A 6,836-nucleotide genomic window follows, 5' to 3' on the forward strand; every position below is an offset into this window, starting at 1 on the left:
CTTACTCCCACACGGGGCGCAACGGTTTCACCCAAATATTCATGTCCTCGTACCCTGAAAAGATCGTGCAGTTGTTGATCAGCCGTCCTCGATAGGCGTAGCCCATCTTCGCCGCCGTCACGTTCATCCCTGGCGACTGGGCGCGCGTCAACGAATACAGGTAGTAGATGCCGGACTCCTCCATCTTTTGCTCCAGGGCGGCAAACAGAGGCTGCAGGAGTCCTTTCCCGGCGTGATCCGGGTCGGTGGCGCAGTCCGTCATCTCGGCCGACCCCATACGCTCGCTCACTTCCGCCGATGCGGCGCAGGCGATCTTCCCGGCGTATTCGACCACCATATAGCGTGTGCCTTCTCTCATCGTTTTGCGCACGTAATCCGGGTCGTCCATCGGGGTCGGATAGGTGGCAAACACTTTTCCGTACAGACGGGCAAGCTCTTCCGCATCCCGCTCATCCGCCTCCCTCATGACATAACCTTCCGGCAGAGTTTTTGTCTCCCCATTTCCCCGCTTGCTCAAAGCGAGCGCCAGGATCTCCTCCGCCAGTTCAGGCGCGACGGACGTGGCCCGTTCCTTCGTCAAAAAGCAGGAGAGCATCTGCGCATTCTCGCCGCGGAAAAATCCTTCGATCACCCCTTCCAACGCATAGCCCAACTCCGTCCAGCGCCCTACATCGGCTTTTTTCCCGTATACGATCAGCTTGGTCGCAGCGGATTCATCGGCAAGTCTTCTGAGCAGGCGATCCATTTCTTCGATCCGGCGCGGGTCGTATACGTGCAGCTTCACCCTGCGGTTTTGCCTGTCTACGACTACATCGCCTGCTGCAAGCAATTCATCCACATTCACCATGCGGCACATCCTCCTTTTCTACTCCTTGCTTTCATTGTAGCAAAACAGACTTTCCCGTCATCTGCCAATCTGTATAAGATCCGCTCCTGTTTTTGTCCCAGCAAAATAGGTGTGTGAAAGCCGCTGGCGTTAGGTGTTCGATGAGAGCCATTTGTACGGTACCCTCATAGGATGACAGAAGATCATGCTCCATGGGGGAAGGAGGGGGTAGACGTGAGTTGTGGCAAAAACAATTTCGCGTTGATATTGGTTTTATTTATCCTGCTCGTGATCGTGCTCGTTGCGGTCAACTAAGCATACGTACGCCCCTCATCGAAGTAGTATCGAGGGGCTTTTTACATATGCATGTAATAAGGATTACGTCTGTCTGTGAAAGGAGGAAGCTCACGTGGCTCCCCTCATCTACGCTCATCGCGGTGCTTCCGGCCTTTTTCCGGAAAATACGATGGAAGCCTTCTACGCAGCTCTCCGGCGGCGGGCGGACGGCATCGAGCTGGACGTCCAGCTAAGCCGTGACAACAAGCTCGTCGTCATTCACGACCATACTGTCGACCGGACGACCACCGGCTCCGGTCCGGTTCGCCGCTACACCTTGCAGGAGCTTCGCCAGCTGCGTGCAGACCGTGGCTCGTCTATCCGCAATCCCCGGGCGAGAATCCCTACCCTGCGTGAAGTGTTCCACGCTTTTTCTGTCACGCCCCTGCATTTTATAATTGAGCTGAAAAACTTTTTGTCCGACCAGCCCCATCTGGAGGAGCTCGTCATCGAGCAAATCCGGCGCTACCATTTGACAGAGCGGACGATCATCTCGTCGTTTAACTTCGATAGCTTGCTGCGCATCAAAAAGCTGGACCCTGCACAAACGACCGGCCTCCTGTACGTGGGACCCATTCCTCGCCCCTGGGAGGTCGCCCATCGCTATCGGGCCGATCAGCTGCACGTGCCCATGGATCAGTTGAGCGCCAAACTGGTGGCTGAATCCCACGCGCACGATCTGACCGTACTGGGATGGACCGTAAACAGCCCCAAAGACATCGAGAACGCCCTCGACATGGGCGTCGACGGATTGATCACCAATTATCCCGGGCGGGCGCGAAAGATTTTGCGTGCCCGTGCCTGACCATGCGGCCAAAATGAAAGGGAGCCTCTCCATTGCAAGAGGCTCCCTTTTGACCGTTCTCCTGTCAGTTGACTTATTTCGTCTGCGGCACGTAAAACTTGCCTTGCCACGTATTGCGGCGCTTCAGCTCGGCATCGATGCCGTTGAGCACTTCCCATTTTTTGCGGCTCCACATTGGACCGATCAGCAAATCCGGTGGACCGTCACCCGTAACGCGATGCACGATCATCTCCGGCGGCAAAATTTCCAGCGTGTCGACGACCAGCTTGGTATACTCCTCCTGCGACAGGAAATCCAGGAGCCCTGCTTCGTACTGCTTGACCATCGGCGTCTTGCGCAGCAAATGGAGCAGGTGAATCTTGATTCCTTGCACGTCCAGATGGGCCACGGCGTTCGCTGTCTGCATCATTTCTTCATGCGACTCCCCTGGCAGTCCGTAAATGATGTGGGAACAAATGCGGATGTTGTGCTTGCGCAGCTTTTCTACCGCTTGCAGGTAGCACTCGTAGTCGTGGGCGCGGTTGATCAGCTGGGCCGTATGCTCGTGAATCGTTTGCAGCCCCAGCTCCACCCACAGATAGGTGCGCTCATTCAGCTCCGCCAAATACTCGACGACATCATCCGGCAGGCAATCCGGACGAGTCGCAATGGACAGTCCCACGACGCCTTCCTGCTTGAGGATGACCTCGTACATCTCGCGCAGCTCCTCTACGGGTGCATACGTGTTGGTGTAGGCCTGAAAGAAGCCAAGGTACTTGGCGCTTGGCCATTTCTCGTGCATCCGGTTCTTGACGTCGTGAAACTGGCGCTCCAGATCCATTCGCCGGTCGCCGGCAAAGTCCCCCGACCCCCTCGCGCTGCAAAAGGTGCACCCTCCTGTCGCGACCTTGCCATCCCGGTTCGGGCAGCTGAAGCCACCATCGAGTGGCACTTTAAAGATTTTTTCGTGAAATGTGTTGCGCAAATGGTAATTCCATGTATGGTAACGCTTGTCTCCCCACATCAGCGGAGCTTCGTTCTGGCAAGCGTTTGGTGAAAGCGTCATTGCTGTATCCCTCCTCGTGGCGAAAATGGGTATGATCCGCCACTCTCATGCGAACAGTCCGCATCGCGGTGTGCCAGGCTGCCCTGGCGATTGCGTATCCATCCAGTTATTATACCAAATGCACTACTCGGTTTGCCACCTGCGAATCATTAGAAAAACCGGCTGACTGTACGCAGTCCACATTTGGCATGTTTCTATGTGTGCCACTTGGGGAAATCTGCACCAGCCACTCCATTTTCTCTTTTTGTCTGCGCGACGGCACAAAAAACCACAGGAGACCCCCTGTGGTTTTCATTTGCTTCATCGACTGGCTTATTGCTGGATCTCCTCGATGCGGATCGCACGGCTGTGCGCCGTGTGACTCCACACCTGGTTCTTCTTGGTGAAGAAGGCGTAGAACATGATCGGGAGCCAGGTCAGGAAAAAGATCGGGAGCAGCAATATTCCCAAATACCCTTTGAGAGGCACTTTTTCCAGATACAGCGCCAAAAACGGCAACATGTAGAAAATGGCAGTCGAGGTATATACTAACCAGCTTGGCAAAATGGTTGCAGCAGGCATCAATGCGTCAATTTCAAAAAAGCGCCCCAGGAACAACAAAGACATAAACGTGACGATCAAAACGTACATCGGCTGGAACAAATAAAACGCAGCATCCAGCATTCCCAGGCGGCCTTTCGTAATTCCGTTTTTCAGAACGGAACCGATGTAGCGGCCGGCGACGTCGTAGTGACCTTGCATCCAACGCAGACGTTGGCGCATCGAAGCTTTCAGATCGATCGGCTTTTCATCCCACACCTTGGTATCATGCGCCCAAGTCGGGTAAATTCCTCGTTCGATACAGCGGGTGGCGAACTCCAGATCCTCCGTCAAGCTGGTTGCGCCCCAGCCCATTTCTTTGAGCAGGTTGCTCTCAATGCACAGCCCCGTTCCGCCCAATGTGTTCGGCAGGCCCAGATTGTGCCGCGCCAGCTGCCACATCCGGTTGGTAAACCAGTAGGTCACGGCGTACGACAAGGTGATCCAGGAGTCAAACGGGTTTTTGGAATCGAGGTAGCCCTGGATCACACGCGCTCCTTTGCAGAGTCGGTCATTCATGACACGCAAGAAGTTCTTTTCTACCAGATTGTCCGCGTCGAACATGACGACGGCGTCATACTGCTGTGGTCTTGCCCACAAGTTTTCCAGCATCCATTCGATCCCGAAGCCTTTTCCTCGCTTGGACGAATCAAAGCGTTCGCAGGCGTAAGCGCCGTGCGCACGACTGATCTCCGCCGTGTTGTCCGTACAGTTGTCGCAAATGACAAAGATGTCGTACTTCTCACGAGGATAGTCCAGCTGCTTCAAGTTTTCAATCAAGGGTGCAATGACTGCACTCTCATTGTGAGCGGCAATGAGAACCGCAAATGTTTTTTCTGGCTCATGTGTGACTTGTTCGTTTTTACGGAACAACCCTGCACAGGAGACCATAGTTTGGTACGTGCTGACTACACCTACCGTTGAACTGAATCCGATGAATAATCCCTCAATGATCTCTCTCAATACACTCATGGGTTCTTCTCCTCGACCTGAATCAACTTGGGTCAGGTTTGACTCAGGTAGTGTTTTTCCAAAATTTCTCTATTGTTTTTCTCTCACTTGGGAGTGTACATCAAATGCCTTTTGTGCGCAATGACCCAAAAGTGGGAAAAAGAAGACGCTGCTATCACCTTTCCCACCTTTTTCTCTTTCTATTCGACATCTCACGACAGTAGGCAGAAAAAAAAGCCTTCGCTACAAAAGGCTTTGTTTTTTCAATCCTGCTAAAAAATCAATGGTGACCCGTAGGGGATTCGAACCCCTGTATGACAGCGTGAAAGGCTGCTGTGTTAAACCGCTTCACCAACGGGCCATCCTGACATTCTTGGTGCGGTCGGCGAGACTCGAACTCGCACGGGTCGCCCCGCCACCCCCTCAAGATGGTGTGTCTGCCAATTCCACCACGACCGCAAAAAGCCTTTACTCCTCAACCACGCTCTCGAGTATACACAATCCATTTTCCTAAGTCAATACGATTTTCCGACCGTTCTCTGCCTGTTTTCTCCCTCTAAACGAGCCACGTCCCCTATTTCTTCCTTTTTTATATGCGCGCCGAATCCAGTCTAGCCTTGTCCCCATCATTTCCGTCATTGCTGGAAGCAAGTCGTCGAAAAAAATTGTGGTTTCGTCACAACGTGCAGTTTTTGTTGAAACGTCTTTCAGCTGCCGTTCACATATTTTATGCGGATTGAGGAACATTAGAAGCAGACAGGGGAACTGAATGCAAGCAGAAAAATCGTGAAAATACGAGAGGACAGGAGTATGCCATGATACCCGAAAACATTAAACTTCTTCTTCACGACATCCGGCTGATTGGCGGCGGGATGCAGGAGTACGAAAACCCAGACGATTGGCAGCTGATTCGCAGTTTGGTGGGCGACGAGCTGGCTGTCGACTACAGCGATGCCACACCTGAGTTTTGGGACAAGCTGCACGCTTCTCTGGCGGCGCAAAAGGAGATCGCTTTGGAAAAAGCCGAGAAGCGGTACCTCCATGGTCTTTACTATTCCAATCCGTTTATTTGACCGGACAGCTTTCGCTTGGCTCACCAGGAAAAAGGAACCATTTTTTGACCTTTTTCAAATCTTTTGCGGGTATTCCAAATGAGAATTTTTCCCCCACGCCTTCCTTATCCCATCCCTTCTATTTCTATAGAGCAGGGCGCTTCTCTTGTTCAGGCTCGCTTTTCGGAGGGACGGTCTCAGGATTCGTCCGAGAGCTTTTCGTCCCCTCACGCAGCCTGCGGGCATCCTGCGCCCTCCCTCCTGCCTCCTGTCCGGTTTCAATGCTTGATGGTCTTGCAGCAATGTTTGTTGTTTATTCCGTTGTTCTGCCAGTTGCCTGTAGGGCGGATATTCCTTCCCCCCTGTTCATATTCTGGCCTGGGCCGTCTACGCCGTTCACCGTTTGCTGCCCATGGATAGGCTGGACTAACATATCTCTTCCTTATTATATGTATCCTTTTTCACTTGATTTTTTCAAAGATTGCAAGAGAACCAGGAGAAACGAAAAAACCTCTTATGAACTCAAATACGCAAACTTGAGTTCATAGGAGGTTCTTTAGTCTAACAGAAAGCGTCCCAGGAGAGATTCGAACTCCCGACCGACGGCTTAGAAGGCCGTTGCTCTATCCAGCTGAGCTACTGGGACAAAAATGGAGGGAGTACCCGGATTTGAACCGGGGATGAGGGTTTTGCAGACCCGTGCCTTACCACTTGGCTATACTCCCATATTATGGGGCGATCGATGGGACTCGAACCCACGAATGCCGGAGCCACAATCCGGTGCGTTAACCCCTTCGCCACGACCGCCATTGTATGAATCGGATCGCTTTCTGGCAGGGGCAGTAGGAATCGAACCCACACCAAAGGTTTTGGAGACCTTCGTTCTACCTTTAAACTATGCCCCTTTGGTAGCGGTGGAGGGAATCGAACCCCCGACCTTTCGGGTATGAACCGAACGCTCTAACCAGCTGAGCTACGCCGCCAAAATAGAAATGGCGGAGAGTGAGGGATTCGAACCCTCGCTACGCTTGCGCATACTAACGGTTTAGCAAACCGTCCCCTTCGGCCTCTTGGGTAACTCTCCGCGATAATATGCACCTTCAAAACTGGATCTGCATGCTTACCAAGGGTGTGTGGATAAGTCCTCGACCGATTAGTATTCGTCAGCTCCACGCGTTGCCGCGCTTCCACACCGAACCTATCAACCTCATCGTCTATGAGGGGTCTTACCAGCTTGACGCT

6 protein-coding genes, 8 tRNA genes and 1 rRNA gene are annotated in these 6,836 nt (G+C 52.9%); 3 read left to right on the top strand and 12 right to left on the bottom strand.

Annotated features, from left to right (window positions below; all coding sequences use genetic code 11):
• Nucleotide 1 precedes the first annotated feature (1 nt).
• On the bottom strand, nt 2-847 hold the full coding sequence (gene ablB / locus ACFSO0_RS19280) for a putative beta-lysine N-acetyltransferase (protein ID WP_376883174.1): 846 nt from the start codon (nt 845-847) through the stop codon (nt 2-4).
• A 171-nt stretch (nt 848-1,018) separates the two neighbouring features.
• Here ablB and ACFSO0_RS19285 point away from each other — a divergent pair, with 171 nt between their 5' ends.
• Both ACFSO0_RS19285 and ACFSO0_RS19290 read left to right on the top strand, forming a co-directional pair.
• Nucleotides 1,019-1,141 carry a YjcZ family sporulation protein gene (locus tag ACFSO0_RS19285; protein WP_376883176.1) on the top strand — a complete coding sequence of 41 codons (123 nt, stop codon included), beginning with the start codon at nt 1,019-1,021 and terminating at the stop codon, nt 1,139-1,141.
• A gap of 94 nt (nt 1,142-1,235) precedes the next feature.
• The gene (locus ACFSO0_RS19290) at nt 1,236-1,967 is read left to right on the top strand and encodes a glycerophosphodiester phosphodiesterase (RefSeq protein ID WP_376883178.1); all 732 of its coding nucleotides are present in this window, start codon (nt 1,236-1,238) and stop codon (nt 1,965-1,967) included.
• Nucleotides 1,968-2,040: 73 nt separating this feature from the next.
• Here ACFSO0_RS19290 and mnmL read toward each other — a convergent pair whose 3' ends face one another.
• From mnmL to ACFSO0_RS19310, 4 genes are all read right to left on the bottom strand, one after another.
• Entirely contained in the window at nt 2,041-3,012 is a 972-nt protein-coding gene (gene mnmL / locus ACFSO0_RS19295) for a tRNA modification radical SAM protein MnmL/YtqA (RefSeq protein ID WP_376883180.1), read from the bottom strand.
• A gap of 312 nt (nt 3,013-3,324) precedes the next feature.
• Nucleotides 3,325-4,563 carry a glycosyltransferase family 2 protein gene (locus tag ACFSO0_RS19300; protein WP_376883182.1) on the bottom strand — a complete coding sequence of 413 codons (1,239 nt, stop codon included), beginning with the start codon at nt 4,561-4,563 and terminating at the stop codon, nt 3,325-3,327.
• Between the two features lie 263 nt (nt 4,564-4,826).
• Nucleotides 4,827-4,903: transfer RNA gene (locus ACFSO0_RS19305), tRNA-Glu, on the bottom strand.
• A 13-nt stretch (nt 4,904-4,916) separates the two neighbouring features.
• A tRNA-Leu gene (locus ACFSO0_RS19310) sits at nt 4,917-5,001 on the bottom strand.
• A 356-nt stretch (nt 5,002-5,357) separates the two neighbouring features.
• On the opposite strand from ACFSO0_RS19310, the gene ACFSO0_RS19315 reads away from it, so the two are divergent.
• Entirely contained in the window at nt 5,358-5,615 is a 258-nt protein-coding gene (locus tag ACFSO0_RS19315; RefSeq protein WP_376883184.1) for a hypothetical protein, read from the top strand.
• Between the two features lie 551 nt (nt 5,616-6,166).
• On the opposite strand, the gene ACFSO0_RS19320 is transcribed toward ACFSO0_RS19315, so the two are convergent.
• The 7 genes from ACFSO0_RS19320 to ACFSO0_RS19350 all read right to left on the bottom strand — a co-directional run.
• Nucleotides 6,167-6,240, bottom strand: a tRNA-Arg gene (locus ACFSO0_RS19320).
• Between the two features lie 5 nt (nt 6,241-6,245).
• Nucleotides 6,246-6,319 (bottom strand) — tRNA-Cys (locus ACFSO0_RS19325).
• A gap of 6 nt (nt 6,320-6,325) precedes the next feature.
• Nucleotides 6,326-6,401: transfer RNA gene (locus ACFSO0_RS19330), tRNA-His, on the bottom strand.
• A 24-nt stretch (nt 6,402-6,425) separates the two neighbouring features.
• Nucleotides 6,426-6,499 (bottom strand) — tRNA-Trp (locus ACFSO0_RS19335).
• Between the two features lies 1 nt (nt 6,500).
• Nucleotides 6,501-6,577: transfer RNA gene (locus ACFSO0_RS19340), tRNA-Met, on the bottom strand.
• A 10-nt stretch (nt 6,578-6,587) separates the two neighbouring features.
• Nucleotides 6,588-6,678 (bottom strand) — tRNA-Ser (locus tag ACFSO0_RS19345).
• A 49-nt stretch (nt 6,679-6,727) separates the two neighbouring features.
• Nucleotides 6,728-6,836 (bottom strand): 23S ribosomal RNA (locus ACFSO0_RS19350); the annotation flags it as partial.

Origin of the sequence: Brevibacillus sp. GCM10020057 (genome assembly GCF_042683565.1) — a bacterium.
In the GTDB taxonomy this organism is placed as follows: domain Bacteria; phylum Bacillota; class Bacilli; order Brevibacillales; family Brevibacillaceae; genus Brevibacillus.

Coding starts and splice junctions, on each gene's coding strand:
- mnmL (WP_376883180.1), bottom strand. CDS start 3,012: ATGACGCTTTCACCAAACGCTTGCCAGAACGAAGCTCCGCTGATGTGG.
- ACFSO0_RS19315 (WP_376883184.1), top strand. CDS start 5,358: ATGATACCCGAAAACATTAAACTTCTTCTTCACGACATCCGGCTGATT.
- ACFSO0_RS19285 (WP_376883176.1), top strand. CDS start 1,019: ATGACAGAAGATCATGCTCCATGGGGGAAGGAGGGGGTAGACGTGAGT.
- ACFSO0_RS19300 (WP_376883182.1), bottom strand. CDS start 4,563: ATGAGTGTATTGAGAGAGATCATTGAGGGATTATTCATCGGATTCAGT.
- ablB (WP_376883174.1), bottom strand. CDS start 847: ATGGTGAATGTGGATGAATTGCTTGCAGCAGGCGATGTAGTCGTAGAC.